The following is a 26,324-nucleotide window of genomic DNA, read 5'->3' as shown; positions in this document are numbered from 1 at the left end:
GGAGCTGACGGTTATGGCAATCGGTGAGCGTATCCGCTTTTTCCGCAACAAGATGGGTGTCACGCAGAAGTATCTCGGTCAAGTAGTGGGCTTTCCCGAACGCTCCGCCGATGTGCGCATGGCGCAGTATGAAACCGGAAGCCGTTCCCCCAAGGCCGATCTGACCAAGGCACTGGCGGGCTACTTTGGCGTCTCCACCGACGCCCTGACCGTCCCTGACATAGACAGCGACATCGGCCTGATGCACACGCTCTTTGCTTTGGAGGATATGCGCGGGTTGACCGTCGGAGAGATCGACGGCGAAATCTGCCTGCGTCTGGACAAGTCCCGCGGTAAGACCTATCTCTCGATGCTGGAAATGTTGTCCGCTTGGGCGGAGCAGGCCGCGAAGCTGAAAGCGGGAGAGATCACCCAAGAGGACTATGACCGCTGGCGCTACAACTATCCCCGATACGACACCACGCAGAGATGGGGCAAGGTTCCGTCACAGGAACTTAGCGACGCATTGACCGCTGCGTTCAAGGACAAGCTGGATACCGACTGAAAAACGACAAAAAAGCCTTTACCGACGCTGCCATCGGTAAAGGCTTTCTCAATATGGATCGTGTCACCCGCAAACCGTGAAAGACCACTTTCCACCCGCAAACCACAGGGGATGCGGAATGATACGGTTTTGGGGCTGTGTTATCAAATTGTTATCAAAAGAGGAACGAGAAGTCCGCAAACGCTGATGCTGAAAGGGTTTCAAGGTTTGACGGAATTATTCCCACTCGATGGTTCCGGGGGGCTTGTGGGTCACGTCGTACCACAGCGAGCCTGCGCCTTCGGCTTCGAACTTGCGCCAGAGTCCGGCTAGCATGCCTTGGTCGATTTCGGCGAAGTTGGCTGTCATGGCTTCGGTGGAGTTCACCGGGCGCATCACGATGCAGGGCTTGCCCGCCGTGCGGAGCGGGACGAGTACCACAGGCATCTGCCAAATCTTTTCGTACAGGTCATTTGCCTGCAGGAATTCGGTGCAAATGTTGTCGAACTTGCGGAGCGTATCGAAGTTTTCGCGGGTGGCGAACTGTTCCACAAGCTTCGGGTCTTCATCGGCCACGCTACCAATCTGGTAGATGACGCGGTTGATTGCCTTGAAGCGGTTCGCAAGTTCGGTGGAGAACTTTTCGCAATCCTTCCAGGAGAGACCCGGAGTGGTGATAAGGAACGGCTGCGCGTAGGTGCGTCCGTCGCCTTGCACGCCCACGCTCTTGATGGGGAGCAGGCGGCCTGCAATCTTGTTCGCCTTCAGGTAGTCGGCGAGGGACTGACCGGCGGTGTCCTTCACGTCTTCGAACTTCACGAGGTCGTCGGTAAGCTTGCCCTCGCTACAGAGCAGGCGCACGCCGAGGCCCGGGCCCGGGAACGGGTGACGCCACACTAAGTTGTGCGGAATGCCGAGTTCTTCGCCGAGGGCGCGGACTTCGTCCTTGTACAGATCGGCGAGAGGTTCCAGCACGAGGCCCTTTTCCATAAGGTCCAAGACTTCCTGCACGCGGTTGTGGTGCGTCTTGATCTTGTCGGCGTTCTTGGTGCCGCCGCTTTCGATGGTGTCGGGGTAGATGGTGCCCTGCGCCATCATCCACTGGTTCGGATCGAGGTTGAGCTTCGCCATTTCCTCGTCCTTCACCGTCAGGAATTCCTTACCGATGATGCCGCGCTTGGTTTCCGGCGCGGTCACGCCCTTGAGCTTAGCGAGGAAGTGTTCGCTGGCGTCGCGGACCTTGAGGTTGTTCATCCCTTCGGCCTTCAAGAATTCCATAATCTTTTGGGATTCGCCGAGGCGCATCATGCCGTTATCCACGTGCAAACCGAGAACCTTTTCTGGTCCGAGCACGCGGTTCAAAAGCACGAAGGCAACGGTGGAGTCCACGCCGCCACTCACGAGCAAGAAAACCTTGCGGTCCTTGACCTGTTCCTTGATGCGCTCCGTGATGAGCGGCAGGTAGCTCTTCATGTTCCAGGTCTTCTTTGCACCGGTAAAGTCCACGAAGTTTTCGAGCAACTTCATGCCGAACTTGCTGTGCGTGACTTCGGGGTGGAACTGGATACCGAAAATCTGGCGTTCGGGCTTGTCGCTGTCGAAAGCGACTGCGGCGATTTCACAGTCCTTGGTGCTGGCCACAATCTTGTAGCCCTCGGGGAGCTTGGTGACCTGGTCGCCGTGGCTCATCCACATGGGGCTGGCCTTCGGGAGGCCCTTCAGAAGTGGGCACTTTTCGTCGCCCACAATCAGGTCGGCGATGCCGTATTCCTTGACCTTGCCCGGTTCCACATGCCCGCCCAACTGCTGGGCGATGAGCTGGTGACCGTAGCAGATGCCGAGTTTGGGCACCGGCAGGTTCAGAATTTCGGGATTGTATTCCGGGGCGTCGGCCGCATACACGCTACTGGGGCCACCGCTGTAGATGATTCCCTTCACGCCTTCGAGTTCGCTGACGGGAGCGGCGGGGGAGTGGATTTCGGTAAACACGCCCAGGCGGCGCACGCGGTTAGCAATCAGGTGGGCGTACTGCCCGCCAAAGTCCAAAACTGCAATAGTATCGACGTTTTTCATACGGCCCAAAAATAGAAAAAAATTTCTATCTTTGGCCCCATGTTTAAAATTGGAGTGATGGCTTCCGGTGGTGGAAGCAATTTTAAGGCAATTATCGACAAAATTGGCTCTGGCGAACTCGATTGCCAGTGCAAGTTCTTGATTACCAATAACGGGAATTGCGGAGCTGTGGGGCACGCTTCGGAATATGGCATCCCGGTTCACCATATTTCGGGCAAGACGCACCCGGTTATCGCGGATTACGAGGCCGCGATGATGGATGTTCTGAACAAGTATGACGTTGACCTGCTGATTCTGGCGGGCTACATGAAGGCGCTCCCTTCTTGCATGATAGCCCGTATGCCCGACCGCATCATGAATATCCATCCCTCCCTCCTGCCCAAGTACGGGGGGAAGGGCTACTGGGGAATCCACGTGCACGAGGCGGTGATTGCCGCGCATGAAAAGGAATCCGGCCCGACAGTCCACCTGGTGAGCGAAGAAATTGACCAGGGACGCATCCTCTCGCAGGTGAAGGTTCCCGTTTTCGAGAATGATTCTCCCGAGGTGCTTGCGGGCCGCGTGCTCGAACAGGAACACAATCTATATTGGAAGACCATCCGCGACTATGCGGGCAGCCTTGGACTTCACTAGGGTCTATAGGGAATGGTATGAGATTCAGGCTGCCAGCATTCCTTGAAAATGTCGAAACTCCGGTAGAAGGGGAGAACCTATTGCGGAGGTTTGTCGCCGACCCTGCATCTGTTGGCGGTGAAGAGACGCTTGACCTGTTCTCGCTTGCAGAAACCGGCGCAAGGAAAAACGTTGTCGTTGTCGGCATCGACGAGGTGGGCCGGGGCCCGCTTGCAGGGCCCGTGGTGGCGTGCGCGGCAGTGTTGAAAGCGCCCGATATCATGCCGGAACTGAACGATTCCAAAAAGCTTACGCGCAAGAAGCGCGAGGCGATGTTCGATGCCGTGAAGGACGCGTGCGCCTGCTATGCAATCGCGAGTGCGAGCGTGGAAGAGATTGACCGCCTGAACATCCTGGAGGCCGATTTCCTTGCGATGCGGCGGGCTTTGCAGGCGCTCGGAATGCCGGGACTCGATGCTCCTCTGCCCGAGATTCCTTTGGAAGTGAAAAGTTCGTTTGCGGAAGTCTCGGGCTCGCCGGTTCCTTATGTTTTCGTTGCGGTTGATGGCAACCTGAAAATCCGGGGTGTCCCTGCCGAGATGCAGATGCCCATCGTTAAAGGGGACGGCCGCATTGCAAGTATCTCCGCTGCGTCTATCCTCGCGAAAGTATTCCGTGATCGCTTTATGGACAAATTAGCGGAAGAGTATCCGGGTTATGCGTTCGAGGTGAATGCGGGCTACGGCACGAAGGCGCATCTCGACGGCATCCGTAAATTCGGGTTTACACCCGCACACCGCAAGAGTTTTCACCCGAAAGGGCTGGAATGACAATTTGGGGGGCTTTTTGCCCGTTTAAGTTGGTCTAAAAAATATCTTTTTGCTACATTGTGCACGGGGCGTATGTTTTCGCCCGGAATTTTTTCTGAGGAGGTTCTTTTGAACAATTCCATCCCTCTTGTGCAAATGGTTTTGCAGTCCGATATCGCGACTATCGTGGTTCTCTGCATCCTTGCCATTATGTCGCTCGGTTCCTGGGGCATCATCATCGTAAAATTCTTTACATACCGCAGGAGCAAGCATGCGAATGCCGAGTTCTTCCGCAAGTTCAGCACGGTCACGCAGTTCGTGCAGCTGCAGGGGCTTTGCGAGACCGCCGAGGACAGTGCGCTCCGCCGCCTTACGGCCGAGGTGCTGAAGGAAGCCTCCAAGTTCAGTAACTTTGTGAGTTACGATTCCATTCAGCACCGCGCATCGCTTTTGGAAGACACCATCCAGCGCTCTATCGAGGGCCTGCGCCTTACCGAAGACCGCTACCTGAGCTTCCTTGCGACAAGTTCAAACCTTGCCCCGTTTTTCGGCCTTTTGGGTACGGTGTGGGGCATCATGATTGCGTTCTTCCAGATTGGCCAGCACGGTTCTGCCGACCTCTCCGTCGTCGCTCCGGGTATCGCCATGGCGCTTATTACCACGGTGGGCGGTCTCGTGGTCGCTATCCCTGCCTCTGCGGGCTACAACTACTTCACGAGCTGCAACGGCCAGAACGAGATTTCGTACTTCAACTTCGGTTCCCAGGTATTGAGCCTGTTCAAGCGCGGCGACCTGCTCGCCCTCGAAGAAGTTGCCGGCTAGGAGGCCTAGGTGAAGCGTAGCCGCGGAAAAGAACTCAAGCAGGAGATGAACCTCACGAACATGATCGACATCGTGTTCTCGATCCTTATCGTGTTCATCATCTCCGCTCCGCTCATGAGCCAGGGCGTGAAGGTCGACCTCCCGAAGGCCGAAGCCCCGACGATGGAGCAGGAAAAACTTTTGAAGGTGTCCATCACCAAGGACGAGAAGATCTACATCGCCGACATGCAGGTGGATTTTGGCAGTTTCAACAACGTGTTCAAGTCCCTCTGGAACGGAGAGATGGCGGTCGTCATCAATTCCGACGAGAACGTCCATTACGGACTCGTGATGAAGGTCGTTACGCAGGTGCAAAAATTGGGCGTGACAAAACTCGGGTTCCTTACGATGAATCCTAAAGAAAAACCGGGTAAATGAGCAAGGAAGAAGAAAGGATAAAGTACTTCAGCTCGGACGTGGATTCCACGCTCGTGAAGATAATCGTCGTGGCGGTTGTCTTCCATTTTGCCGTCGTGGCGTTCTTTATCGGGCTGCATTACGTGAACCTGAAGCCTGAACCCGAGAAAATTCCCGTGTTCGAGATGGTGCAGGTGGCCCAGCCACCTCCGCCCCCGAAGTCGGTACAGCCGAGGCCTCCCGAGCCACCGAAACCCAAGGAGCCACCGAAGCCCAAGGTGAACAAGGAACTCCCGCCAGAGATTAAGCCCGAGCCGGAGCAGAAGCCCGAGGAGGTGCACGAAGAGGTTCCGCCGGAACCAGAACCGGAGCCCGAACCGGAACCGCAGGAGGATTTCCCGGTCGACGATCTCGACCTGCCCGTTGCAGTGGAGGCTCCGAGCCTGAATCCGGTGGGTTCCGTGGACATGGATCCGCTGATGCAGGTCTATCTCGAACAGCTTAAGAAGATTATCATGAGCAACTTCAAGCCGCCCAAGGACTTGAAGGTGGGCCGCGATGCGAAGACGACCGTGCAGTTTCAGGTGGACCGCTTCGGCGGTATTACCGCAGTGATTCTCAAGAAGTCGTCGGGCAACAAGGCGTGGGACCACCTTTCCGTGCGCGCGGTTCAGATTTCGAAGGTGCCCGAACTGCCGCCGAACTACCGCGCCCCGAGCCTCGTGCTGCATTTTAACTTTACTCCGAACTGACGCTATGAAAAGATTGTTTGTCCTGCTTGCTTTTTTGGTATTCTCCGCGCCGTGCGTATTCGCGTCTATCGATACGATTGCCGTCGACGTGGGAATTTCAGTGTTCAAGACGACTCCCATAGGCATTGTGCCTTTCGAGGAAAAACCTGGAATCGAATGGATTGAGGAGCGTCCGCACCAGATTCTTACACGTGATGCGAATCTCTCCGGTCGATTTGACGTTGTCGCTTCTGAAAAGTTCAACCTTGCGCTTTTCAGCCGTAGCCATGCGGATTACTACATGACGGGGAAAGTTTCTCCCCTGGCGGATGGCCTGCTCAAGGTGGAATGCTTTCTCTACGTGTCGAAGTCGAAGACGCTCCGCCTCGGCGAAAGTTACACGGTAAAGCAAAAAAATCTGCGTCGCGCAGTCCACGATTTTTTCGACAAGGCGACTCTTTGCATTACGGGTGAACGCGGCGTTGCGACGACCAGGCTAGCCTTTGTTTCCAAGATCGACGGCGTAAAGCAGGTGGTAATTTCTGATTACGACGGCTTCCACCGCAGCCAGGTGACGCGTGACTCGACTATCAGCATGATGCCCGTGTGGATGCGTGGAAATGCAGGCCTTGTGTACGTAAACTTCAAGACGCGTAGGCCGCGCCTGTATGCGAAAAAGTTCGGCGGTGCGGAATATCCGCTATTCGCCCAGTTTGACCAGACCTACAGTCCCGCCGTGAATCCCAGGACGGGGGAGCTCCTTTTTTCTTCGACCGTGGATGGAAAAACGGATCTCTATCTTGGCAATATGGAAACGGGCAAGGCGAGGAAGTTTGCGTACCTGAAGAGCAACCAGACGAGTCCCGCGTGGAGCCCGACCGCAAGCGAAGTGCTGTTCACGAGTGACCGCGGGGGAAGCCCGCAGATTTTCGTGATGGAGAAGGACGGATCTGACCTGCGCCGCGTGACGTTCATGGGTCGCTACAACGAGCGCGCCAGTTGGTCGCCGAATGGGGACCGCATCGTGTACACCTCGATGGACAACGGCAAGATGAACATTTATACCTGCGCTCTTGACGGGAGCGACATCGTGCAGCTCACGAACAACGCGGGCAACAACGAACACCCGACCTGGTCGCCCGATGGCAAGCTGATTGCTTTTTCGAGCAACCGTAGCGGGACTTACCAGATTTACATTATGCGGTTCGACGGCGCGAACGTGACCCGCATTACCCAGGGCGGCGAGAACACTGCGCCTACGTGGTCCTGGTTCAACGAAGATATTAAACAACAAAAAAAGGAAGGTAATCAATGAAATTCGCATTTAAACTCGCGATGATTTCTTGTGCGGCGAGTCTTGCCCTCGTGGCGTGTTCGAAGAACCCGCCTCCCGAGACTGCTCCGGCTCCCGCACCCGCCCCGGCTGCTGCGGCAGCTCCCGCTGCAGAGCAGCCCGCCGCTCCTGCGGAACCCGCGTTGAATGCGGATTCCCTCGCTGCAGAGCAGGCACGGCTCGAAGCTGAACGCCTTGAAGCCGAACGCGCCCGCCTCGAAGCTCTTATCAACCAGATCATGAGCGAGGATGTCTATTTCGACTTTGACCGCTCCGAGCTTACCGAAAAGGCCAGGGAACTCTTGGCTCAGGTGGGTGAGCTCCTGCTTAAGGAAACCCGTTTCACGATTACCATCGAGGGCCATACCGATGCTCGCGGTACCGAAGACTACAACTTTACTTTGGGTGCAAAGCGCGCCATGAAGGTAAAGGAATTCCTCAATACCTACGGTATCGATGGCAAGCGCATGGAATCCGTGAGCTACGGTAAGGAAGCTCCGAAGGCTCAGGGCGAAACGGAAGAAGCCTATTCCCAGAACCGCCGTGCGAACTTCCGCGTGAACATCCAGCCGTAATAGACAATATAGAGTCATAGTTTCTAGCAACACTCGTAGAATATGAAAAAAATCATAGTAGGAATTGCCTTGGCGGCGCTCTCGCTTACGGGCTGCTCGCAGATGACGGTGCTCCGCACCGAAGAAATGCGTAATGTCGGTACGGACGTGCAGGTTGCGGTTCTCAGCAACCTCGATTCCGCCATGCATAAGCTCAGGGCCGACAACAAGAACCTCCGCAAGCGCGTGGATTCGCTCAAGGCAGAACTTCTTGCCCAGCAGGAAGCGTCTGCCTTGCTGCAGAAGCGCATGATGGCGGAACTCTCCATCCTTTCGCGCCGTGTGAGTGATGAATCCGAACGCAACGATTCGCGCCAGGAAGAAATCATCTACCGGCTCGACATGCTGCTTGGAAAGTCCGACAAGATTCTCGCGAAGAAGGTCGTGGTCAGTGGCGCCTCGCAGGCCCCGATTTCTATGGATAGCGTCGAACGCGAGGCCGAACGCCTCGTGGAAGCCGAAGCCATGTTCAATACGGCCCGTTCCGATTACCATCGTGGCGAATACAAGCTTGCCTATACGGGATTCAAGCAGGTCTACGAACAAATGAAATCTGGCGAGCTCGGTGAAAACTCGCTCTACTGGATGGCGCTTTGCCTGGTCGAAGTGAACCAGATTGAAAAGGCGAAGAAGGTTCTCGATGCCTTGACGCAGAGTTTCCCTGACGGGGGCAAAACCTGCACTGCTCTGTTCAAGCTAGCGGGAATCTATGGCGACGAATGCAACATTGAATCGCAGAAGCAGTACTTGCAGAAGATCTTGGCGAACAAACTTTGTGAAAAGTCCGCCGAGTTCGAACAAGCCGCCGAAATGCTGCAGTCTATTTTGGAGCGTGAAGAAAAAAAGGCCTCGGGAGCCCCGGTCGAAGCTTGTGAACCCGTAGTGCGCGATGTGCCGAAACCTTCCACGGCCGCGCCTGCTGAATCACAGCCCGCCGCAGTGCCCGCGTCCGCGCCGTAAGGCGCCCACGAAGAAACTTGTTTCATCGCCGAAGTTTATTTCTCAAAACGCATCGTCGTCTTCGTCGTCGCTGTGGCGAATCACGACGCCGCCGATCTTAGCCATCTTGTTCTCGAAATCCTCATAACCGCGGTCGAGGTGGTACACGCGGCTCACGGTGCTCTCGCCTTCGGCGATGAACGCGGCGAGTACGAGCGCTGCCGTCGCTCTCAGGTCGCTACCCATGATTTCGGTGCCTTCGAGCTTGGTGCCACCCTTGATGGTCGCCGTGTTGCCGTTGACCTGGATGTCGGCGCCGAGACGCTGCAGTTCGGCCACGTGCTTGAAGCGGTCGTTATAGACGGTATCCTGGATGACGCTGTTGCCCGGTATCGAGACGAGGGTCGCCATGAGGGGGGCCTGCATGTCAGTGGGGTATCCCGGGAAGGGGAGCGTCTGGATGGTGATGGGCTTGAGTTCTACATTGCGGGCGTCGACTTCGGCCCAGTCCGCACCGACACTCACCTTGCAGCCCATGTCACGGAAGGCGTCGAGCGTAGAGGCGATGTGGTCGGGGATAATCTTCGTGACCTTTACGCGGCCTCGCGTGATGGCGGCTGCACAGAGGTATGTGCCCGCCTCGATGCGGTCGGGAATCGTGAAACCTTTGCCCGGGCGGAGGCTTTCGACGCCCTGCACGGTGAGGGTGCGCGTTCCGCGGCCCTGAATCTTGGCGCCCATGCCGATAAGGTAGTCGACGAGGTTGTCGATTTCGGGTTCGAGCGCCGCGTTCTGTAGAACGCTCGTCCCCTTGGCGAGTGTCGCTGCCATCAGCACGTTGACCGTGGCTCCCACGCTCGAAATGGGGAAGTAGAAGGTGCCGCCGGGAAGCCTGCCTTCGCAGGTCGCCTCGACGTAGCCGCGCGTGAGCGTAATCTTTGCTCCGAGCGCTTCGAGTCCCTTGAGGTGGAGGTCGACCGGGCGCGGACCCCATGCGCATCCGCCGGGGAGAGAAACACGGCAGCGTCCGAACCTGGCAACGAGCGGGCCAAGGACGTAGAAACTTGCGCGCATCGTCTTCACAAGTTCGTAGGGGGCTTCGAGATGGTCGGCTCCGCGCGTGTCGATTTTGAGGTTGTGGGCTTCGCCGCTGATGCGGCATCCGATGACGCGCAGCACGTCGCTCATGGTCTTCATGTCCTTGAGGTGCGGCACGTTCGTGATTTCGGAAACACCATCGGCAAGGAGCGCTGCAGCCATCACGGCAAGTACGGCGTTCTTCGCGCCCGAAACGGGGACTTCGCCTTCGAGGGGCTTTTTTGCCTGGTGAACTTCAAAACGGTACATTTTTAATTCTCCTTGGACTCGTCGTTGGATTCGCTACGGGGTGCTTTGGAAATCCTGGCTTCTTCGTTAAAGACAACCGATGTCCTTGCAATCCAGTCGTGAAGCGCCCTGCGCCTTGGGTCGATACAAACGATTAGGTATCCGAGTCCATAAAAAAACAGGGTCATTTGAGTGAGTATACTGCAAAGGTAGCGCGCGGTGGCTCCGCCCCATCCGATTTTAGCTCCTTCGCGGGTCTCCACGTGGATGTGGACAAGCATCTTGCCCGGGGTCGCAGAATAGATGGCGTGAAAAATGATAAAGTAGAGCGCCTGTATGACGTTCAAGATGCCCATGAACAGGGAAACTCCACGTATGCTTGGCAGCTTGGACACGGTTTCCGTAGTCGATGCGGAATCTGCGAGGCTGTTGAGGGCTTCCTGGAGCGCGGGAAAGTCGACAACTCCAGTGGCAGAGAGAATGAAGAGTATTCCTCCGCAGATAAAGCCGAGAATGAGGTTGTCTACAATATAGGCGGCGGCTCTCGTGAAGAACCCTGCGTAGCGGTACCTGGCGAATTGCTCTTTTTTCATGACCTCTTCGAGGGCCTTTATAGTATTCTCCAAAAGTTTTTCGCGGGCGAGGTCCGCATCGTCGGGGGCGGAAAATTCCTCCTTGTAGGCACTCCAGGGCTTCCAATCTTCTTCGCCGCTATGCCATACGAGCGTTGTTTCCGTTATTTTTCCCTGGTTTACAAATTCGCGGATTTCATCGATAGAATAAGGACCCTGCCTACGTTCTCCATCGGTGATGCTCTCGTCAATAAAATACCATTTCATACAATGTCAAAGTTAGAAAATTCGAAGGCCGTTTTCTATGAAAATTACTAAATTATCCCCTATGAGTATGTTTAAGCCGGGGCAACGTTTCGTTAGCCAGTCAGAGCCGGATCTGGGTCTTGGAATTGTATCCGAGGTGCAGGGCCGCACCGTTCAGTTTTCTTTCCCCCTAGTTGGTCAAATTCGTATATACCGTGTCGATTCTTCTCCGGTTGACCGTTTTATATTGCAGCCGGGCGAAACCGCCAAGAACGAAAAGGGAGTCTCCTTTGTCGTCGAAAGCGTCCGCGAGGTCGACGGCGTGGTCATCTATGTAGGTCGCGGTGGTCGCGAAATGAAGGAATCGGACCTCACGGCGAAGCAGATGGCAAGACCATCCGACTTGTTCCGGAGCCTCATGAAGATTGGCCGGGACAAGGTGGACGAGGTGTCTTCGGGGAATGTTTCCTCGAAGGCTTTTGAACGCAGGCGCCGTGCCATGGAACTTCTGTGCCACTGGAAGTCCTCTCCGGTGCGTGGCATGATCGGTCCCCGCGTGAGCATGATTCCTCACCAGTACTACCTTTGCTATCGTGCCTGCGCAAGCTCGATGCTTCCGCGCCTAATGCTCAGCGACGAGGTTGGCCTTGGGAAGACGATTGAGGCGGGCATGATTTGGCATGCGCTCAACGCCCGTGGCCGCGTCCAGCGTTCCCTCATCATTGTGCCCGAGACTCTCAAGCATCAGTGGATGATCGAGATGAAACGCCGATTCAACCAGCTGTTTACCCTGGTCGACGAAGGCTTTATCCGCGGGTTGTTCCTTTCTGTGGCAAAGGATGAGGCGAAACCCAATCCCTTCATGCAGAGCAACAATATCATCGTCTCTATCGATTTCTTGATGAGCCAGCCTGCGTTGATCGAGGACCTGCTCAAGACGCAGTGGGACATGACCATTATCGACGAGGCCCATCATCTTGTTTGTGAAGATGGCTTTACCAGTCACGAATACATGCTCGCGAACGCTGTGCTCGCCCGCTCGAAGGGCGTTCTCCTCTTGACGGGAACGCCTTTGCAGCTGCATCCCGAATCGCAGTTCAACCGCCTCAAGATGCTCGACCCGGCCCGCTTCTCGGACTATGGCGAGTTCATCAAGGACCAGGAGGCCTACCGCAAGCTGGTGAATGACCTTTCCAAGCTGCCGACCGACCCCAACCACCAGATGAGCTGGGAAGACCTGTACGAATCGGTTCCCAAAAATTCCAAGATTCGTCCCTGGCTTGAACAGGAAAATTCGAAGTCGATGACTGCGGGCGAATGGATTCGCCGCATCGTGGACGGCATGGGTACGGGTTCCGTGGTGTTCCGCAATACGCGAAAGGGCGTGGGCGGATTCCCCAAGCGCAAGCTGGATGCCGTTTGTCTGGAGCCGAACCCGAAATATCGTGAAATGGTTGAAATTGCGGCCGAGAAGGACCTGGACGCCTCGACGGACATTCAGGAGAACGGCCTCCTTTGCACGCGATATTCGGACGCCTGGGACTTGGATGAACGTATCGTATGGCTCAAGGAATTTCTCAAGGAACATGCAAACGACAAGGTCCTACTGATTTGTGAATCGATCGAGGTCGTGCTGGCGCTGGAATCTATCCTGACGGACTACCTCGGCGAGGGCGCATTCTCCATGTTCCACGAGGATATGACCATCATGGCGCGCGACAAGGCTGCCGCGAACTTCAGCAAGGAGAACGGGGCGAATCTTCTCATCGCGTCTGAAATCGGCTCGGAAGGCCGCAACTTCCAGTTCGCGCACCACCTGGTGCTTTTCGACCTTCCGTTGGATGCCGCTCTCGTGGAGCAGCGCATCGGCCGTCTCGACCGCATCGGCCAGACGAAGGACATTGTGATGCATGTGCCCTACGTGAAGGGCTCCGGCCAGGAGGTGATGTTCCGCTGGTATAACGACGGCCTGAACGCTTTCGGTGCCCCGCTGATGAGTGGCGGAGAACTGTTCCTCAAGTATACCGATAGCCTCATCGAAGCCTTGGCGGACCCGCGCCACTCGCTTGAAAACTTTGTTGAAAACGTAATCCCTCAGGTCCGCAAGGACTGCGAACAGATGCGCAAGAATATCGAGAAGGGCCGTGATCGCCTGCTTGAATTCAACAGCCGCAATCCCGAGAAGGCGAAAGAAATTACCGACGAAATCGAACGTATCGATGCGGAACCCGAGCTGCGTGAACTGTTGCTTGATTCGCTCCGTTCCAGGGGGCTGGAAATCGACAAGAGTGCCGTTGCCGGGTGTGAAATCATCACGATGGGTCCGCAGATAGAGGAAGGTTCTATCGCCGGGATGCCGAGTCGTGGCATGGTGGCGGCCCAGAGCGAAGAGGAAGAACAGGGCTCCGATAGCATCTCCTTGACGGTGACGTTCGACCGCAAGGTGGCCATGGTTCACGACGAGGTGGACTTCATGAGCCTCGAACATCCGCTCGCCCAGGGCATGATCGACTTCGAAACGGGGGTCAACCATGGCAATGTCGCGTGCTGTATCTGGCCTGGTTCCGGATTGCATGGACTCATGATGCAATACAACTTTGCAATAGAACTTCCTGTGCCCGAAGAATGGGGCGTTTCGGATATTGTCGGTCCGCGTTATGCGTGCGTGCTTGTTGATGCTGCCGGCGTGGACCAGTCGGCCCACTTGGCGGAACTGCAGAATGCGGAAGTCCGTGATGTGAATGTCCCGCAGGGAAACAAGGCGGTCGATGCGACAATCCGCTATTTTGCACATGGCGGTCTCGCCGTCGCAAAGCAGTGCGTGAACGGACTTGCCAAGGAATACGCGGAGAAGGCTGCTGCAGCTGTCGAGGCGCGTTCGGAACAGGAATACCAGCGCGTGAACCACCTGCTTACCATGCGTGGCAAGGCGGGGAACAATGCTGAACTCCAGCAGTTGCGCAAGAATGTTTTCGACAGGAAGAAAATCGTTGCAAACCCGCAGCTCCGCTTGGATGCCATTCGTCTGGTGGTTTGCAGGTAAAGAATACGGATTACGAAAATGAGTGAACTACGTAAGAATATCCTTGATGAGGCCCGCCGTATCGTCGTGAAAATCGGGTCCCGTATTTTGGTGGATTCCGAAAAGGGCGGCGTGCGCACCCGCTACATCCAGAAACTTGCCGATTCTGTCGCGCGTCTCATGGAAGCGGGCAAGGAAGTCGTGATTGTCACAAGCGGTGCCGTGGGAACCGGCATGAGCCAGCTGGGCTACAAGGAAAAGCCGACCGTGCTTGCCGAAAAGCAGGCCTGCGCCGCCGTGGGCCAGATCGACCTCATGTACGCCTACCGCGAAATGTTCCGCTGGGTGGATCTCTCGGTGGGGCAGATTCTTTTGTCTGCCGATGACTTCCGCGACCGCACCCGCTACAAGAATTTGCAGAACACCATCAAGGCGATGCTTGCGCGCAAGATTGTCCCGATTATTAACGAGAACGATTCGCTCGCCGTCGCCGAAATCAAGGTGGGCGACAACGACAAGCTTTCGAGCGACGTGGCGCTGTTCCTCGATGCCGATTTGCTTTTGATATTCACGGACGAGGACGGCCTTTTTGACGACAACCCGAAGAAGAATCCGAACGCTCGACTGCTCCGCTTTGTGCCCGAAATTACGCCTGCAGTGCTGGCCCTTGCCGGAAAGCCTGGCGAGGCGGGCTCTGCCGTGAGTACCGGCGGTATGCGTAGCAAGCTTGAAGCGATTCGAAACGTGACGCGTAGCGGTGCAAACGCCTTCCTTGCGAACGGCATGAAGGTGTTGCCGCACCAGGTGATTTTTGAGAATGCACAGGGCACTCTGTTTGCGGGTTCCAAGAAAAAGCTCAACAGCCGCCAGCGCTGGCTCAGCTTCATCACGACTCCGCGCGGGGCCGTGGTGGTGGACGAGGGCGGCGTGAAGGCGCTCCGCGAAAAGCATTCCAGCCTGCTCCCCGTGGGCGTGTATGCCGTCAAAAAGCATTTCGACAAGGGCGACCTCATCGAGGTGTTGAGCCCGTCGGGCGATGCGGTTGCGCGTGGCGTGGCCGGTTTTGACAGCGAGACGCTCAAGCTCGTGCTGCACAAGAAGACGGCTCAGGTTCACGAGATTCTAGGTAAGGACGTGCCCGACGAGCTCATCCACAAGAACGATTTGGTCGTGTTCTAGCAGGTGACAGGAGGAATGCGGATAATGCGATTTGTGTGTAAACTAAGACGAATGGCGATTGCGCTTTCGCTTGCGGCGACGGCTTCGCTTGCCGATGCGATTTCGGTTGAGTCGCTTGTCGGTGCGGGAACCTGGGTGCGTGACGACCACCTGCGCGAAATGAGCGATATCTTGCTCTTTGGCCACGGCTCTTTCATTGATGTTGGCATGTATTATACGCCGCTCCCGTCGCAGATTCCCTTGAAGAGCGAATTCGGCGAACACCAGGGCTTTGCCTTCCGCCACCATTTTGCTGGTTTTTCCAGTACCGAAATTTCGAAGGGCTATTTCCTGGGACTTCTCCTCTGGTTCGATCGCTACGGCTGGGACGGCGAGGACTTTTTCTTTTTCCCGCGCTACAGCGATTTCGGTCACGTGAGCTCGGTGACGACGTGGGGCCTGTCATTTACGGATGCAAAACACGACTGGACGGTTGCTGCTGGTATGCAACACCAGAATCTGGAATTTGCCGGCGACTTTTTCCCGGCCGAAAACGATTCGCTGCTCTACACATGGGCGGAACTCCGCTACTGGAAATTCAGTGCCCAGGCAAGCCTTCATCGTGCGAACGTGAAATCGCTCCGACTCTCGATGAACCTCGAAGACCGCCCCGTTTATGGCGGCAAGTCCTCGGGCATCAGGACCTACCTTCCGAATATCGACGCCACCATCTACAAGCGTGTCATCGGCGGTTTCGATGAAGACTTTGTCCGAGTGCATTGGGAACAGAACCTTTTCGCCCAGAGACTCTACGCTGAAGTCTCCTACGATTTCCCGGATGACGGATTCCATTCCGCGGCAATCAAGTATTATCCCGACCCGTCGCGCCTTGTCGGTTTGGAGGTCTCGTGCCTCCGTCGCCGCGTATACGATGACGGATGGGACGACCTGATGTTCGGCTGGGCTATCGAACTGCCCGTGCTCCGCATCGGTTACAATTCTGCTACCGACTACGACAGGCTCTTCCATGCGAAGGGGACTTGGATTGCGGAATTGCAGTTCAACCTGCAGTCGGTAGGAGAATTCCTGTTCGCGCGCGGAGGCCGCACTTCGGCGCCCATCGAGACGAATACCGTGAAGCAGAAAAACAAGCAGTCAGAGCCGCAGGGCACCGGCATAACGCTGCCCGCGTCGTCGCAGACGCAGGCTCCGCTGACAGCCACGGGCGTCCGCTATGAGAAGGTCGATGCTGGCGCAACCCAGACGCAGGGAGGTAGGTAATGAAACGCTTTTCCATAATCGCTTTGCTTCTTTGTGCGCTTACCCTTACGGGTTGCCTCAGCCACTGGTTTACCGATTCCTCGACGCGTCTTCAGGTGGAGAACAAGACGGAACGCGTCTTTGTCGGCCTCGATATCGTGTCGGAGGATGGATATACGACGATTCCCTGGATTCGCGAGACGCTCAAGCCAGGCGAACGCAGTCGCGTCTACGAGCAGGATTGGGTGGGAACTTTCAAGATAAGGCTCCTGTTTAAATCCATTCATGAAATCTGTAGGATAAATATCGAAACCAAGGAAAGGGATTGCACGGCGATGTATGACCAGGTCTCCCATACTCCGCTCGAGTTCGAGTTCGATGGCGGCAGCAACTACATGATCCTTACGGATAACGAAGACGGTGGCGTGCACATTTTGATGCATTAGCGCTGAGTTTGCAATGAACTTAAAAGAAGCCGACCCGTTGGGTCGGCTTTCTCGTATTACTTGCGTTTGCCGCAGAGGATTTTATTTGTTCAGCGTTTGACGCCTTTGGCGTCCGCTGCTGCGTTCGGTCATACCGTCAAGTAAACTTGACGGAGCGACACTCACTTTGCAAGCTTTTCGGTCGCTGCGGCGACGCTGAGCAGGTCCGTTTCCTGGAACGGCTTGCCAATCCACTGCAGGCCGACGGGAAGTCCGCCTGCCATGCCGCACGGAACGCTCACGCCGGGGAGGCCCGAGAGGTTCAGGCTCACGGTGTAGATATCGGAGAGGTAAACGGCCATTGGGTCGGACTCGTTCATGCCGCACTTGAGCGGGAGGCCCGGCATCGTGGGGCTTGCGATTACGTCCACGCTTTCGAACGCCTTGTTGAAGTCGTCCGTGATGAGGCGGCGCACCTTCTGGGCCTGCACGTAGTAGGCGTCGTAGAAACCTGCGCTGAGCACGTAGCTTCCGAGAAGGATGCGGCGCTGGACTTCCTTGCCGAAGCCTTCGCTGCGGGACTTGGCGTACAGGTCGAACAACTTGCGGGCTTCCTTGCTGCGGTATCCGTAGCGCACGCCGTCGTAGCGGCTGAGGTTGCTGCTCGCTTCGGCGGTTGCGATGATGTAGTAGCTCGATACCGCGAAACCGATGTGCGGGAGGCTCACTTCCTTGAGCGTGGCGCCTTCGGCTTCCATTTTCTTGAGCATGTTCTCGATAGCGGCCTTGCATTCCGGGTCGAGACCGTCGGCGAAGTATTCCTTCGGGACGCCGATGACCTTGCCCTTCACGCCGGCATCGAGCTTCGCGCCGAAGTCCTCGGGTTCGCGGGTGCTCGTGGTGTTGTCGTGCGGGTCGATGCCGCAGATGGCGTTAAGGAGCGTGGCGCAGTCGGCGACGGTAGTGCCGAAGGGGCCAATCTGGTCCAGGGAGCTTGCGTATGCCAAAAGTCCATAGCGGGACACGCGGCCGTAGGTGGGCTTGAGGCCCACAACGCCTGTGCAGGCGGCGGGCTGACGGATAGAACCACCGGTGTCGGAGCCGAGTGCACAGGCGACCGTGCCACTGGCAACGGCTACGGCCGAACCGCCGCTGGAACCGCCCGGCACGCGGGTCTCGTCGAGCGGGTTCTTCACCGGCCCGTAGTACGAGGTCTCGCTGCTCGAACCCATGGCGAACTCGTCCATGTTCGTCTTGCCGACGATAACCGCACCTGCCGCTTCGAGCTTTTCGATGGCTGTCGCAGTGTAGGGGGCCACGAAGTTGTCGAGAATCTTGGATGCGGCCGTGGTGCGCGTGCCCTCGAGGCACATGTTGTCCTTCACGGCGACGGGAATGCCGTCCAGCACGCCGAGGCTCTTGCCTTCGGCACGGCGCTTGTCCGATTCCGCGGCCTTCGCGAGGGCGCGCTCGTTCAGCACGCTGATGTAGGCGTTCAAATTCTTGGTAGCTTCAATCTTTGCAAGGGAGTCCTGCGCGAGAGCGACTGCCGAAGTCTCGCCGCTGGCGAGCTTGGCGCTTAAATTCTTGATGGTTTCCATTACCGGTTTCCTCCGGACCATTTCATGATGTAAATGGCCACGATCATACCAACGATGCTGACTACGTTAATCTTTAGACCAAAGCCAAGCGCGAACTTGACCATGTACAGATCCAGGACGACCGGATTTGCCTTGTCCCCGAGGAATCCGAGGTTCAGGTCGAACGAGGCCACGAAGAAGTTGCGCACGATGTTGTCGTAACCGCCCGCGTTCATGAGTTCGCCGAGTTCCCCGAAGAGGAGCCCGAGGCATTCACCGAGCACTCCGCCGATGATGAGGCCGAGCACGATAAAGAGGATGAGTCGTCCGAAGGTGTTTCTGTTAGTCATATGGGCAAATATATAAAAAAGCCGTTCGTTTGTTGTTACTTAATGCTCCAGTCGATGGGTTCTAGACCCTTGCTGACGAGGTATGCGTTTGCTTTGCTGAAATGCTTGCAGCCGAAGAACCCGCGGTAGGCCGAGAGCGGGCTCGGGTGTGGCGCGGTGAGAATCAGGTGGCCGCGGTTCGGGGCCACGAGCGCCTGTTTTTTGATGGCGAAACTGCCCCAGAGCAAGAATACGAGGTTCTCGCGCACTTCGGAGAGGCGCTGGATGACGGTGTCGGTGAACTGCTGCCAGCCGATTCCGGCGTGGCTTGCCGCCATGTGGGCGCGCACCGTGAGCGATGCGTTCAGGAGGAGAATTCCCTGGTGCGCCCAGCTTTCGAGGTTGCCGTGCGGGGGTGGCGTGATGCCCAGGTCGTCGTGGAGTTCCTGGAAGATGTTCACGAGCGACGGGGGAGGCTCGATACCCATGGGCACCGAGAAGCACAGCCCGTGCGCCTGGCCCGGATTGTGGTAGGGGTCTTGCCCGATGATGACAGCCTTGACCTTGTCTACGGGGCAGTAGTCGAGCGCTGCGAAAATCTTGGAGCCGGGCGGGTAGACGGCGTGATGCTCCGCCTTTTCCTGCAAAAGTTTTTCTTTAATTTGTTTGAAATACGGCTGCTCGAATTGGTCGGCGAGCAGGTTCAGCCAGGATTGTTCAAGTTTTACCATGGCATCTCCTTGTTAAAATTGCGGTTTTCTCGCCGCGGAAGCGGGTGTAGAACAGGATTGCGGAATTCTTGCCCTTGGGCTTGAGCCGCTTGGTTTCGGCATCTGGGTCGAGTTTTACGCCGCGCAGCTTGAGCGTGATTTTCCCGATGTCGTGTTCCTTGAGCATGCTGCGGACGGCTCCTGTCGCGATTTCGGTATGCGCGAGCACTTCGTAGCAGGAAAATCCCGGTGCAGGGAGCGGTTTGTCGCTCGAAACATACGCGATGCCTTCCGAAATCAGGTGAGCATTCGGGTCGTGGGCGAGGGCTGCCGCATTGAAGAGGTGGCTCCGGATAAGTACCGGCGCGGGTTCCGCGATGTACTTGCCGATTTCCCCGAGGGGCAGGTCGCTCCGGCTCGTCGCCGTGCGGTAGGTACGGTCCTTGCCTTCGAGGCAGTCGTTCCGGTCGAGTTTTTCCTGCAGGTCGTCGTCGAGGGTCTCGAGCGAGCGGTCGCGCCTGCGGGTCCATTCTGCAAGCGTTTCGCCCGCCTTCCCGACAATGACCGCGCGGACGGTGTCCGGGTGTTTTGCGAGTTCCCCGAAGAGCACGAGGCATTCGCGGCAGTCGCTGTGTCCGCCCAGGTAGAGGATTTCGGTTCCGTCCGGGATTTCGGCGGGCGGGTAGCCGGGCGGGAGTTTCGCCATGCCGCCCCTGTAGTGCCTGCTGATTTCGATGACTTCCTCGAGCGTGGGCGTGAGGTTCTTCAGGTCGCGCTGGTTCTCGCCTTCAATGGCGCGTCTTGCCGGGTCGATTGTGAAGTAGTCCGCGCCTTCAACGGAGCGCACGTCGGCGCAAATCGTTTCGGCGTTTTTCCCGAACGCCTGCATGTTGTGGCTATACATCGCGAGACGGTTTTCGTCCAGGTCGACTCCCGTCACTTTTAGGCCCGCAGGCAGGTAAAAACTGTCTCCGCCCATGCCGCAGCACAGGTCGTGAACTTCCGCGCCTGTGCCAGTTGCATTTTCGGTTGCGTCGCTGGTCGCGTCGTTCCCGCATGGCCAGAGTTTTGCCTTCCAGCGCCCGATATCTTGTGCGGTGCTCTGTTCCAGCGCGAGCTTGTCGCACAAGAGGAACATCCCGCGGGCGGTCTCGTTATTTGCGAACTTTTCGCGGAACTTGGGCACGAGCGCCATGTAGTCCATGATAGCAGCGCGCTCCTCGTTGCTGTATCCCTGCTTGTTCAGTGCGGTCGAAACCTGCAACGCATCCAACTTGCGCGTAAGGGCCTCTTCGATAAAGCCCTGTACAGTGTCGGATGCGAGCAAATTCCACGGTTGCATATTGTAAATTTAAATTATTTGCACGATTTTATGGGTTCCGGCGCACCGCTTGCCAAACTTTTAGTTTAAATTTAAGGCATGGGATACAAACAGGGTTGTTTTAGAGTACGGCACTTGTGCCGTTTTGGGTGTGTCGCGGCGATGGCTGCGGCTGGGGTTCTTTTCGTTGCATGCGGCGGTGATTCCGACAGCGGTGCCGGTTACGACTACGAAATAGTGGGGGAGTCCTCCGCGGGGTTTACGCTTCCCGATTTCAGCAGCTCGTCGGATGCGATTGCCTCGATATCTTCTTCCGATTTTGCGCTGTTGCCGTCGTCGGGTGTATTCGATGCTCAATCCTCTTCCGATTTTGTGTCTCCCGAATCTTCCGGAGACAGGCCTCCGCGCTCTTCGTCTGCGGTTGAACCGCCCCGTTCGTCTGCAGGGTCCGAGCCGCAAACCTCTTCGGCGCATAATCCTCCGCCCTCGTCCTCGTCCGAATCTCCTAAATCTTCCGCGACCCAGCAGCTTCTCAATTTTGACTTCTACATGGGCGCCGACATTTCGACCGTGCAGGAATACGAACGCAACAGGACCAGGTTCTACGACGTGGATGGCACCGAGAAGGATATCTTCACGCTTCTCAAGGACCATGGTTTCAACGCTATCCGCCTCAAGACATTCGTGAGTCCCAAGGCAAAGTACGGCTATGCCGCTTCGGAATGCGGTCACGATGCCGAGGCTTACGGCGACAAGGACCATATCGTCGCCTATGCGCAAAAGATCAAGGCCGCGGGCATGGCTTTCTTGCTCGACATCCACTACAGCGACAACTGGGCCGATCCCGGCAAACAGATTATCCCTGAACGCTGGCGCAAGGTGAACAGCTCCGACGCTCTCGCCGATTCCGTTTACGCCTACACCCTCGATTTGATGAACGCGCTCAAGCAGGTGAATGCGGTTCCCGAGATGGTGCAGATTGGCAACGAGACAACGCCGGGCATTCTCGTCCACGTGCCGAACAGCAAGACGGATTGCTGGGGCAACAATGTAGACAAGGCCTCTACCGCAATCAACGGCGATATGGGGACATCGAGCGGCAAGGCGAACGCGGCCAAGTATTTCAAGGCGGGCATCAGGGCGGTCAAGGAAGTTTCGCCGAATACCAAGACCGTGCTGCATATTGAACGCATACGCCAGGCGAATACGGTCACCTGGTGGATGACGGAAATCTTCAAGAACCAGAAGGTCCCTGCCGATGTGATGGGATTTTCCGCCTACACGGCTTACGGCGACGGCGCTCCCGATAACTGGAAATCGCTCTTCCAGACTGTCACCTCGAGCTATCCGAATCTGGAATTCATCGTCGCGGAATATAACGGCGGTGACCAGGATAACCACTACAATTTCGACGGCTCGCGCAAGCGCACGAACGAGATGGTGAAGGGAATGGACCGCTGGATAGGCTCATTCTTCTGGGAACCGACGCTCAGCGGCGCCTGGGGAACGGCGCTCTTCGACTGGAAGGGAAACGACATGCAGGCGAACAGCAATGCCTTCGAGGAATACCCGATGCGGTAGGGGAACGAAGGGCTTTTTTCAGAAAAGTTATCATGCACCCCACATTTGACAACATCGCAGTCCTGCGGGCGGAAGAGGAATGGCAACGCGCAGGGGCGTATTCTGTCCGCATCCAGGGTATGAACCGGCAGCACCATATTTCGCTGCGGGAAGAATTTGACGTGCACGATGGCGATGGTACAAAGTACATCGTGTTGCTCGATGCCGGGTATCCGGTGGCGACGTGCAGGTTCTTTGAGACTTCTCACGGGCATGTGACGCTCGGGCGGGTGGTCGTTCTGCCGGAATACCGCGGGCGTAAACTGGGCATGATGGCGGTTTGCGAGGCGGAAAAGTGGATTGCGGAGTGCGGTTATTCCGTAATTGATATCGAGAGCCGCGTCGAGGCGGTGCAATTCTACGAAAAACTCGGTTATGCGCGCGTTGACGATAGCGTTGTCCGGAGCGGCGTATTTGACTGTATCCGCATGCGGAAGTTCCTTCCGGCCAGGTAGTTTTTTCTAAATTTATCCTCGCAAAAATTCAAAAAAGGATAAATCATGCGCGATCAGTTCGAAAGCCCGCTTATCAAGCGTTACGCCAGCAAGGAAATGAGTTTCATCTTCAGCCCGCAGTACAAGTTCCAGACTTGGCGGAGGCTGTGGATTTACCTCGCCGAATCCGAAATGGAACTCGGCCTCCCGATTACGCAGGAGCAGGTGGACGAACTGAAGGCCCACGAGAAGGACATCAACTTCGAAGTCGCCGAAGAAGAAGAAAAGCGCCGCCGTCACGACGTGATGAGCCACGTTTACGCTTACGGCGTCCAGTGCCCGAAGGCGAAGGGCATCATCCACCTCGGTGCAACGTCTGCATTCGTGGGCGACAACACTGACCTTATCCAGATGCAGCAGGCCATGATTCTCGTGCGCAAGCGTCTTTGCCGCGTGATGGACAAGCTTTCCAAGTTTGCGATGGAATACAAGGACATGGCCCAGCTCGGTGCAACGCACTTCCAGGCCGCCCAGCTCACCACCGTCGGTAAGCGTGCTTGCCTCTGGCTCCAGGACATGCTCATCGACCTCGAAGAATTGAACTTCCTCATCGAAGTGCTCCCGTTCCGCGGCGTGAAGGGCACCACCGGTACGCAGGCTAGCTTCATGGACCTGTTCAACGGCGACGAAGAAAAGATTATGGAACTGGACCGCCGCGTGACCGCCAAGGCAGGCTTCAAGCGCGTGCTCACCATCACCGGCCAGACCTACACCCGCAAGTGGGACAACCGCGTGAACCAGGTGCTCAGCTCCATCGCTCAGAGTTTGCACAAGTTCGCCACCGACATGCGCCTCATGCAGGGCGTCAAGGAAGTGGAAGAACCCTTCGAAAAGACTCAGATTGGCTCCAGCGCCATGGCTTACAAGCGTAACCCGATGCGTAGCGAACGTATTTGCTCTCTCGCTCGTTTCGTGATGGCCCTGGTGAACAGCACCGCCTTTACGCAGGCGACGCAGTGGTTCGAACGTACGCTTGATGACAGTGCGAACAAGCGTCTCGCCATTCCGGAAGCGTTCCTCGCCATGGATGCCATGCTCATCATCGCCGAGAACGTCACCAACGGCCTCGTGGTTTACCCGAAGGTCATCGAGAAGCGCATCATGGCCGAACTCCCGTTCATGGCTACCGAAAACATCATCATGGAAGGTGTGAAGAACGGCGGTGACCGTCAGGAACTCCACGAAGAAATCCGCGTGATGTCCATGGAAGCAGGCAAGGTCGTGAAGGAACAGGGCAAGGACAACGACTTGCTCGAACGCGTGCTGAAGAACGAAAAGTTCCAGAAGCTCGGCATCACCGAAGCGAAGCTCAAGGAAATCCTCGACCTCCGCAAGTTCGTGGGCCGCGCTCCGGGCCAGGTTGTCAAATTTGTCTCTGAGGAAGTGCGTCCCGCCATTGAGGCCGTTCCGGATTGGAGCAACATTGATGCTGGAGAATTGAAGGTTTAATTATAAACCTCAATCCTGAATTGTCACCCCCGCCTTGAGCGGGGGTCTTTGTTTTGTATATGAAACAAAGTGTATAATATGCGGTGTTGTGACATGTTTTTGGTGCTTTTCTCACGGATTTTTGCGAATTGAGCCTCTTGACGTTTTTGTGGGCGCTTATTAATTTATATTGTGATAAAATAGGAGGACACAATGGACATTTCGAAAAAGAAGGTGGAAAAGAACCTAGCGTGGTCGCCTTCCACGCAAAAGAAACTCGCCTCGATGCTTGGGGTGTCGGCGGCTACAGTGCTTGCCAGTGCGGCGCTGACGGCATGCGATACGACTTCGGCAACCAGTGGAGATGTTATAGAGCCCACTTCCTCTGAGCAGATGACTTGCGGGGAAATGCCATGCGATTGGGAGTATAATGAATCCAGTTCTTCCCAGACTAGGCTTTCTTCCAGCAGTTATGAAATAGATTCGCTTGATGTGACTTCGGGCGAGGTAATTCCGCCGGAATATATTGAACCGGAATCTGGCTCCAACATCGACACCGGGCATCTGGAATCTTCTAGTTCGTCATACCAACGAATTGAATCGAGCTCTACGACGTCTGGCTTGCCGCATTCCTCTAGCGATGCAATCCTGCCGTCTTCCTCTTCTACGGAGTCGGGACCGCTTGCGGGCGATCCGGTTGTAACTGAACCGGTTGTAGAACCGGGGCCGATGTTGTCGGGGGTCATCGAGGATACGCCGGTACGCATGGATGAACCGAAGCAGTAATTTTCGCCAATGAACCTGGTTCTTTCTCTAACGGAACGGTGTAACCTGCGTTGCTCCTACTGCTACTACAAGGTGAGCCACGAGGCCCGCAGCCTAGTGATGTCGAGTGGCATTATGGAGGCGGCGATTAGGCTCGCCTTTGAACGCACTCTTTCGCTGAACCAGCGTTTTTTGAACATCACTTTCTTTGGCGGGGAGCCGTTACTTTGCATGGATTCCATCCGCAGGGGCGTGGACTTCGCGAAAGGCTTGGTGCATGAACGTTTTGGCGAAGACGTGTTGCTCGGGCCGCCGACTTCGAATACGACGTCGCCGAAGTTTCGCCTGCGTTTTGCAGTCAACACGAACGCCACCCTGCTGAACGAAGACATCATCGAGTACCTGAAGCGCGAAAAGTTCCGTATTTACCTCTCGCTTGACGGCCCCGAGGCGCACCACAACATCTGCCGCAAGCAGGTGGGCGGGGCGGGCTCCTTCAAGCTGATTGAACCGCATATTCCCGTGCTCACCAAGCTCGATACGGTCGTGCTTTCGGTGGTGACCCGCGACAACATGCGCTCGCTTTCCGATGCGGCCCGCTGGATACAGGCGCAGGGGTTCAGGAACATGACCGCCGCCGTGGATTTCGACGGCAAGTGGACGGGGGAGGAATTCGATGCCCTTGCCGCAGAATACGAGAAACTTGCCGAATTCTGGCTCGAACTCAAGCGCAAGAAAGTCCCCTTCTACCTGGGAACCATCCAGGACAAGTTGAAGTTCAGGCTTACTGGGCAGCGCCACCGCACGTCCAGCTGCCAGGTGGCCGAGGGCATTGTCGCCTGTGCCGCGAACGGGAACCTTTTCCCCTGCACGCGGTTTATCACGAGCAAGCCGGATGCTCCCTACATTTTGGGCAATGTCTTTGACGACCCAGCGCAAATCTGGAACGGAGCGGTGGCCCGCGATATCCTGGACTTCTTCAGTCGCGACAAGGAAGACTGCAAGGGTTGTGCCATACGCTTCCGCTGCCATGCGCACGAATGCGCCTGCACGTCATTCTATTCCACAGGGAATATCCACGGGGTGTCACCCGAGGTGTGCACGCACGAACGCATGCTCGCCGCAATATGCGACGATGCCATTTGCGACGATGCCGTTTGCGATGACGTCATAAGCGGATGATTCCTTTTTTATTATCTTTCGGTAGTCCCTGAAT

The 26,324-nt window shown here is 56.4% G+C and carries 25 protein-coding genes; 18 read left to right on the top strand and 7 right to left on the bottom strand.

Features of this window, described 5'->3' with window-relative positions; all coding sequences use genetic code 11:
- The first annotated feature begins 13 nt into the window (after positions 1 to 13).
- Positions 14 to 544 carry a helix-turn-helix domain-containing protein gene (locus B2952_RS01320; protein ID WP_290736314.1) on the top strand — a complete coding sequence of 177 codons (531 nt, stop codon included), beginning with the start codon at positions 14 to 16 and terminating at the stop codon, positions 542 to 544.
- Between the two features lie 216 nt (positions 545 to 760).
- On the opposite strand, the gene guaA is transcribed toward B2952_RS01320, so the two are convergent.
- Positions 761 to 2,596, bottom strand: coding sequence for a glutamine-hydrolyzing GMP synthase (guaA, locus tag B2952_RS01315; protein ID WP_290736311.1), 1,836 nt, complete (start codon positions 2,594 to 2,596; stop codon positions 761 to 763).
- A gap of 39 nt (positions 2,597 to 2,635) precedes the next feature.
- On the opposite strand from guaA, the gene purN reads away from it, so the two are divergent.
- The 8 genes from purN to B2952_RS01275 all read left to right on the top strand — a co-directional run bounded on the left by purN (position 2,636) and on the right by B2952_RS01275 (position 8,873).
- On the top strand, positions 2,636 to 3,229 hold the full coding sequence (gene purN, locus B2952_RS01310; RefSeq protein ID WP_290736308.1) for a phosphoribosylglycinamide formyltransferase: 594 nt from the start codon (positions 2,636 to 2,638) through the stop codon (positions 3,227 to 3,229).
- Positions 3,230 to 3,246: 17 nt separating this feature from the next.
- Positions 3,247 to 4,038, top strand: coding sequence for a ribonuclease HII (locus B2952_RS01305; RefSeq protein ID WP_290736305.1), 792 nt, complete (start codon positions 3,247 to 3,249; stop codon positions 4,036 to 4,038).
- 108 nt (positions 4,039 to 4,146) lie between these two features.
- A complete protein-coding gene (locus B2952_RS01300; RefSeq protein WP_144063796.1) occupies positions 4,147 to 4,839 on the top strand; it encodes a MotA/TolQ/ExbB proton channel family protein in 693 nt (230 codons plus the stop codon).
- 9 nt (positions 4,840 to 4,848) lie between these two features.
- Complete coding sequence (locus tag B2952_RS01295; RefSeq protein ID WP_173380763.1) at positions 4,849 to 5,256, top strand: ExbD/TolR family protein; 408 nt, start codon at positions 4,849 to 4,851, stop codon at positions 5,254 to 5,256.
- Positions 5,253 to 5,987: an energy transducer TonB gene (locus tag B2952_RS01290; protein ID WP_290736302.1), complete on the top strand. Its 735-nt coding sequence runs from the start codon at positions 5,253 to 5,255 to the stop codon at positions 5,985 to 5,987. Before B2952_RS01295 ends, B2952_RS01290 begins: the two co-directional genes overlap by 4 nt.
- Before the next feature lie 4 nt (positions 5,988 to 5,991).
- A complete protein-coding gene (locus B2952_RS01285; protein WP_290728345.1) occupies positions 5,992 to 7,281 on the top strand; it encodes a translocation protein TolB in 1,290 nt (429 codons plus the stop codon).
- Positions 7,278 to 7,874: an OmpA family protein gene (locus tag B2952_RS01280; RefSeq protein WP_290736299.1), complete on the top strand. Its 597-nt coding sequence runs from the start codon at positions 7,278 to 7,280 to the stop codon at positions 7,872 to 7,874. Before B2952_RS01285 ends, B2952_RS01280 begins: the two co-directional genes overlap by 4 nt.
- A gap of 42 nt (positions 7,875 to 7,916) precedes the next feature.
- On the top strand, positions 7,917 to 8,873 hold the full coding sequence (locus B2952_RS01275) for a tetratricopeptide repeat protein (RefSeq protein WP_290736296.1): 957 nt from the start codon (positions 7,917 to 7,919) through the stop codon (positions 8,871 to 8,873).
- A gap of 42 nt (positions 8,874 to 8,915) precedes the next feature.
- Here B2952_RS01275 and murA read toward each other — a convergent pair whose 3' ends face one another.
- Positions 8,916 to 10,199: a UDP-N-acetylglucosamine 1-carboxyvinyltransferase gene (gene murA, locus B2952_RS01270; RefSeq protein WP_173380766.1), complete on the bottom strand. Its 1,284-nt coding sequence runs from the start codon at positions 10,197 to 10,199 to the stop codon at positions 8,916 to 8,918.
- Between the two features lie 2 nt (positions 10,200 to 10,201).
- The gene (locus B2952_RS01265; RefSeq protein ID WP_290736293.1) at positions 10,202 to 11,017 is read right to left on the bottom strand and encodes an RDD family protein; all 816 of its coding nucleotides are present in this window, start codon (positions 11,015 to 11,017) and stop codon (positions 10,202 to 10,204) included.
- 61 nt (positions 11,018 to 11,078) lie between these two features.
- Between B2952_RS01265 and rapA the strand changes: the two genes are divergently transcribed.
- The 4 genes from rapA to B2952_RS01245 are packed head-to-tail and all read left to right on the top strand — an operon-like array spanning position 11,079 to position 16,882.
- Positions 11,079 to 14,039, top strand: coding sequence for an RNA polymerase-associated protein RapA (gene rapA / locus B2952_RS01260; RefSeq protein WP_290726656.1), 2,961 nt, complete (start codon positions 11,079 to 11,081; stop codon positions 14,037 to 14,039).
- Positions 14,040 to 14,057: 18 nt separating this feature from the next.
- Positions 14,058 to 15,197 carry a glutamate 5-kinase gene (gene proB, locus B2952_RS01255; protein ID WP_173380769.1) on the top strand — a complete coding sequence of 380 codons (1,140 nt, stop codon included), beginning with the start codon at positions 14,058 to 14,060 and terminating at the stop codon, positions 15,195 to 15,197.
- Positions 15,198 to 15,248: 51 nt separating this feature from the next.
- Positions 15,249 to 16,457, top strand: a complete 1,209-nt coding sequence (locus B2952_RS01250) for a hypothetical protein (protein WP_290736288.1) — start codon at positions 15,249 to 15,251, stop codon at positions 16,455 to 16,457.
- A complete protein-coding gene (locus tag B2952_RS01245) occupies positions 16,457 to 16,882 on the top strand; it encodes a hypothetical protein (RefSeq protein ID WP_290726650.1) in 426 nt (141 codons plus the stop codon). Before B2952_RS01250 ends, B2952_RS01245 begins: the two co-directional genes overlap by 1 nt.
- Before the next feature lie 161 nt (positions 16,883 to 17,043).
- Here the strand turns inward: B2952_RS01245 and gatA are convergent, their stop codons facing one another.
- From gatA to B2952_RS01225, 4 genes are read right to left on the bottom strand one after another with little or no spacing between them, the layout of a single operon-like run.
- On the bottom strand, positions 17,044 to 18,462 hold the full coding sequence (gene gatA, locus B2952_RS01240) for an Asp-tRNA(Asn)/Glu-tRNA(Gln) amidotransferase subunit GatA (RefSeq protein WP_290736285.1): 1,419 nt from the start codon (positions 18,460 to 18,462) through the stop codon (positions 17,044 to 17,046).
- Entirely contained in the window at positions 18,462 to 18,791 is a 330-nt protein-coding gene (locus B2952_RS01235) for a DUF4321 domain-containing protein (RefSeq protein ID WP_173380772.1), read from the bottom strand. The genes gatA and B2952_RS01235 overlap by 1 nt, the downstream gene beginning before the upstream one ends.
- A gap of 35 nt (positions 18,792 to 18,826) precedes the next feature.
- Entirely contained in the window at positions 18,827 to 19,501 is a 675-nt protein-coding gene (gene ung / locus B2952_RS01230; RefSeq protein WP_290736282.1) for a uracil-DNA glycosylase, read from the bottom strand.
- Positions 19,488 to 20,822 carry a class I SAM-dependent methyltransferase gene (locus B2952_RS01225; protein ID WP_290736279.1) on the bottom strand — a complete coding sequence of 445 codons (1,335 nt, stop codon included), beginning with the start codon at positions 20,820 to 20,822 and terminating at the stop codon, positions 19,488 to 19,490. The genes ung and B2952_RS01225 overlap by 14 nt, the downstream gene beginning before the upstream one ends.
- Positions 20,823 to 20,900: 78 nt before the next feature.
- On the opposite strand from B2952_RS01225, the gene B2952_RS01220 reads away from it, so the two are divergent.
- From B2952_RS01220 to B2952_RS01200, 5 genes are all read left to right on the top strand, one after another.
- A complete protein-coding gene (locus B2952_RS01220) occupies positions 20,901 to 22,382 on the top strand; it encodes a glycosyl hydrolase 53 family protein (RefSeq protein WP_290736276.1) in 1,482 nt (493 codons plus the stop codon).
- A 32-nt stretch (positions 22,383 to 22,414) separates the two neighbouring features.
- Positions 22,415 to 22,876, top strand: coding sequence for a GNAT family N-acetyltransferase (locus B2952_RS01215; protein ID WP_290736273.1), 462 nt, complete (start codon positions 22,415 to 22,417; stop codon positions 22,874 to 22,876).
- Positions 22,877 to 22,921: 45 nt separating this feature from the next.
- Positions 22,922 to 24,364 carry an adenylosuccinate lyase gene (purB, locus tag B2952_RS01210; protein WP_290736270.1) on the top strand — a complete coding sequence of 481 codons (1,443 nt, stop codon included), beginning with the start codon at positions 22,922 to 22,924 and terminating at the stop codon, positions 24,362 to 24,364.
- Between the two features lie 192 nt (positions 24,365 to 24,556).
- The gene (locus tag B2952_RS01205) at positions 24,557 to 25,129 is read left to right on the top strand and encodes a hypothetical protein (RefSeq protein ID WP_290726635.1); all 573 of its coding nucleotides are present in this window, start codon (positions 24,557 to 24,559) and stop codon (positions 25,127 to 25,129) included.
- Between the two features lie 9 nt (positions 25,130 to 25,138).
- Positions 25,139 to 26,290 carry a radical SAM/SPASM domain-containing protein gene (locus tag B2952_RS01200; RefSeq protein WP_290728320.1) on the top strand — a complete coding sequence of 384 codons (1,152 nt, stop codon included), beginning with the start codon at positions 25,139 to 25,141 and terminating at the stop codon, positions 26,288 to 26,290.
- Positions 26,291 to 26,324 lie beyond the last annotated feature (34 nt).

The sequence above is a fragment of the Fibrobacter sp. UBA7003 genome (assembly GCA_002449765.1).
Taxonomy (GTDB): domain Bacteria; phylum Fibrobacterota; class Fibrobacteria; order Fibrobacterales; family Fibrobacteraceae; genus Fibrobacter.
Note: the sequence above shows the minus strand (reverse complement) of the source record. Positions and strands in the feature narration are given on the sequence as shown.

What these genes read in the sequence shown, in the direction of transcription:
- B2952_RS01320 (WP_290736314.1), top strand. Translation starts at nt 14, where the DNA reads ATGGCAATCGGTGAGCGTATCCGCTTTTTCCGCAACAAGATGGGTGTC.
- guaA (WP_290736311.1), bottom strand. Translation starts at nt 2,596, where the DNA reads ATGAAAAACGTCGATACTATTGCAGTTTTGGACTTTGGCGGGCAGTAC.
- purN (WP_290736308.1), top strand. Translation starts at nt 2,636, where the DNA reads ATGTTTAAAATTGGAGTGATGGCTTCCGGTGGTGGAAGCAATTTTAAG.
- B2952_RS01305 (WP_290736305.1), top strand. Translation starts at nt 3,247, where the DNA reads ATGAGATTCAGGCTGCCAGCATTCCTTGAAAATGTCGAAACTCCGGTA.
- B2952_RS01290 (WP_290736302.1), top strand. Translation starts at nt 5,253, where the DNA reads ATGAGCAAGGAAGAAGAAAGGATAAAGTACTTCAGCTCGGACGTGGAT.
- B2952_RS01285 (WP_290728345.1), top strand. Translation starts at nt 5,992, where the DNA reads ATGAAAAGATTGTTTGTCCTGCTTGCTTTTTTGGTATTCTCCGCGCCG.
- B2952_RS01280 (WP_290736299.1), top strand. Translation starts at nt 7,278, where the DNA reads ATGAAATTCGCATTTAAACTCGCGATGATTTCTTGTGCGGCGAGTCTT.
- B2952_RS01275 (WP_290736296.1), top strand. Translation starts at nt 7,917, where the DNA reads ATGAAAAAAATCATAGTAGGAATTGCCTTGGCGGCGCTCTCGCTTACG.
- murA (WP_173380766.1), bottom strand. Translation starts at nt 10,199, where the DNA reads ATGTACCGTTTTGAAGTTCACCAGGCAAAAAAGCCCCTCGAAGGCGAA.
- B2952_RS01265 (WP_290736293.1), bottom strand. Translation starts at nt 11,017, where the DNA reads ATGAAATGGTATTTTATTGACGAGAGCATCACCGATGGAGAACGTAGG.
- rapA (WP_290726656.1), top strand. Translation starts at nt 11,079, where the DNA reads ATGAGTATGTTTAAGCCGGGGCAACGTTTCGTTAGCCAGTCAGAGCCG.
- proB (WP_173380769.1), top strand. Translation starts at nt 14,058, where the DNA reads ATGAGTGAACTACGTAAGAATATCCTTGATGAGGCCCGCCGTATCGTC.
- B2952_RS01250 (WP_290736288.1), top strand. Translation starts at nt 15,249, where the DNA reads ATGGCGATTGCGCTTTCGCTTGCGGCGACGGCTTCGCTTGCCGATGCG.
- B2952_RS01245 (WP_290726650.1), top strand. Translation starts at nt 16,457, where the DNA reads ATGAAACGCTTTTCCATAATCGCTTTGCTTCTTTGTGCGCTTACCCTT.
- gatA (WP_290736285.1), bottom strand. Translation starts at nt 18,462, where the DNA reads ATGGAAACCATCAAGAATTTAAGCGCCAAGCTCGCCAGCGGCGAGACT.
- B2952_RS01235 (WP_173380772.1), bottom strand. Translation starts at nt 18,791, where the DNA reads ATGACTAACAGAAACACCTTCGGACGACTCATCCTCTTTATCGTGCTC.
- ung (WP_290736282.1), bottom strand. Translation starts at nt 19,501, where the DNA reads ATGGTAAAACTTGAACAATCCTGGCTGAACCTGCTCGCCGACCAATTC.
- B2952_RS01225 (WP_290736279.1), bottom strand. Translation starts at nt 20,822, where the DNA reads ATGCAACCGTGGAATTTGCTCGCATCCGACACTGTACAGGGCTTTATC.
- B2952_RS01220 (WP_290736276.1), top strand. Translation starts at nt 20,901, where the DNA reads ATGGGATACAAACAGGGTTGTTTTAGAGTACGGCACTTGTGCCGTTTT.
- B2952_RS01215 (WP_290736273.1), top strand. Translation starts at nt 22,415, where the DNA reads ATGCACCCCACATTTGACAACATCGCAGTCCTGCGGGCGGAAGAGGAA.
- purB (WP_290736270.1), top strand. Translation starts at nt 22,922, where the DNA reads ATGCGCGATCAGTTCGAAAGCCCGCTTATCAAGCGTTACGCCAGCAAG.
- B2952_RS01205 (WP_290726635.1), top strand. Translation starts at nt 24,557, where the DNA reads ATGGACATTTCGAAAAAGAAGGTGGAAAAGAACCTAGCGTGGTCGCCT.
- B2952_RS01200 (WP_290728320.1), top strand. Translation starts at nt 25,139, where the DNA reads ATGAACCTGGTTCTTTCTCTAACGGAACGGTGTAACCTGCGTTGCTCC.